This window comes from Devosia sp., from assembly GCF_017307565.1.
Taxonomy (GTDB): domain Bacteria; phylum Pseudomonadota; class Alphaproteobacteria; order Rhizobiales; family Devosiaceae; genus Devosia.
Genome location: NZ_JAFKHD010000021.1, coordinates 1 through 2,496 on the forward strand (window position 1 = coordinate 1; position 2,496 = coordinate 2,496).

Below are 2,496 nucleotides of genomic sequence, written 5' to 3' on the forward strand. Positions count from 1 at the left end.
ATACAAGGCCATGCGCGCCTCCGGCCTGGACGACGTCATCTTTTCCGGCTCCGGCAATCGACCCGGCCGCAATTCGGCCGAGGTGACGCTGGTCCTCGACAATGTCGACCGCACCGCCCCCGCCGCCCTCAACACCGCCGATATCCTGGAAGTCACCCGCCGCATCGAGCGCGAACAGGGCTCGGTCTATCGCGTCAACGGCAAGGAAGTGCGCGCCCGTGACGTGCAACTGCTCTTTGCCGATGCCTCCACCGGCGCCCACTCTCCCGCGATGGTCCGCCAGGGCCAGATCGGCGAACTGATCGCGGCCAAGCCAACCGCCCGCCGCGCTCTGCTCGAAGAAGCCGCCGGCATTTCTGGCCTCCATTCGCGCCGCCACGAGGCCGAACTGCGCCTTCGCGCCGCCGAGAGCAATCTCGAGCGCGTCGACGACATTATCGGCCAGATCAGCAGCCAGCTCGAAACCCTAAAGCGCCAGGCCCGCCTCGCCATCCGCTATCGCGGCCTTTCCGGCGATATCCGCCGCGCCGAAGCGACGCTCTTCCACATCCGCTGGGTCGCCACTCGCGCCGCGGAAAAGGAAGGCGAAGCCGCCCAAGCCGTCCTCATCCGCAAGCTTGCCGACGCCACCCATGCCGAACGCATGGCGCAAAAGAACGTCGAGGAAGCCGAAGCCGCCCTCGCCCCATTGCGCGAGCGCGAAGCCGTCACCTCGGCCATTCTCCAGCGCTACAAAATCCTCTTCGAGCAATTGAGCGAAGAATCGCGCCGCCTGCAGCAGCGCCGCACCGAACTCGAAGAGCGCCTCCGCCAGATTTCGCAGGACGGCAGCCGCGAACGCGAATTGGTCAGCGAAAGCGAGTCGAGCCTTGCCGCCTATGCCGAGGAACAGGAACGCATCGAGGCAGAGGAAGAAGAGGCCATCGAAAGCCTCGAAGCCGCCCGCCGCGAGGCCGAAGAAGCCCGCGCCGCAGCAGCAACAGCTGAAACCGAGTCCCGTCTCCTCTCCGACCGCTTGGCTCAGATGCGCGTGCGCCGCGGCCAGGCCCAGCGCGCCGTGGCTGATGCCGATCTCCGCCTCGAACGCTTGACCCGCGAAATCACCGGCGTCGAAGCCGATATGGCCAAAATCGCCGAAACCATTGCCGGCGACGAAACCCTCGCCCGCCATCAGGATGCGCTCGAAGCCGCGCACGAAGAAGCCGAGATCGCCGAAAGCGCCGCCCTCACCGCCGAGGAAGAAGCCTCAGCCGCCCAACAAAAGCTCGACGAAATGCGACCGCGCCTCGCCCAACTCGATGCGCTGGTCACCGGCCTCGAAGCCGAAGCCTCCACCTTGGGCAAAATGCTCAATGTCGGCTCCAGCCTCTGGCCCGCCATCGTCGACGAACTCAAGGTGGCACCTGGCTACGAAACCGCCCTCGGCGCCGCCCTCGGCGACGATCTCGATGCCTCGTCGGATGCCGGCGCGCCGCTCCACTGGTCCATCGCCATCGAAGGCTATGACGATCCGCCGCTGCCGCAGGGCGCCGAGCCGCTGTCGCGCTATGTCACCGGCACGCCACTCCTTAAACGCCGCCTCGACCAGATCGGCCTTGTCAGCGACGCGGTCGGGCCCGGTCTCATGCCTGCCCTTTGGCCCGGCCAGCGCCTCGTCACGCTCGAAGGCGCCATGTGGCGCTGGGATGGTTTTGTCGCCGCCGCCGACGCCCCGACCGCCGCCGCCCTGCGCCTCTCGCAGCGCAATCGCCTCGCCGAACTGGACGAGGAAGTCCTGCGCGCCAAGGGCGAACGCAATGCCTTCCGCCGCGACATCGACGCCCAGACCGCAACCCTTGACCTCGCCCGCCAGGCCGAGCGTGCCCGGCGCGACGAGTGGCGTAAGGCGCAGCACGCCATTGGCCTCGCCCAGACCGAACTAGACCGCGCCCTCCGCGCGCAGGGCGAACTGGCCTCCCGCCGCTCCGCCCTCGAAGAAGCCCATACCCGGCTTCAGGCGAATCTCAGCGAAGCCGAGGCCGTCCGCGAGGAAGCCGCCATCATCCTCGAAGAGGCAGGCGAAGAGGACGACTTGGTTGAACGCCTCGAAGAGGAGCACGAACGCCTCGCATCCCTGCGCGAACGTGCCGATCAAGCCCGCCTGAAACTTGGCACCTTCGAAAGCGCCGCCCGCATGCGCGCCTCCCGGCTCGATCAGCTCGCTCGCGACCGCGCCGCCTGGCAGCGCCGTTTCGACAGCGCCGCCGCCCAGCTCGCAACGCTCGATCAGCGTACCGCTGCCGTGCAAGCCCAGCTCGACGAACTCGACGCCGCCCCGGAAGGCTTTGCCGATCGCCGCGCCCAGCTCGAAGACCAGATCGAAGACGCCTCGCTCGACCACCAGGAAGCCAGCGACCGTTTCAACGCCGCCCAGACCGCCTGGCGCGAGCACGAAAAGTCCCTGCGCACGACCGCCGATGCCCTGTCCGAAGTCCGCATAGAACTGACCCGTATCGA

General features: G+C 67.6%; 1 protein-coding gene. It reads left to right on the plus strand.

Annotated elements, in window-relative coordinates:
• The coding region (locus J0I64_RS00250) for a chromosome segregation SMC family protein (protein ID WP_291405301.1) at positions 1-2,496 on the plus strand (2,496 nt) is incomplete at both ends.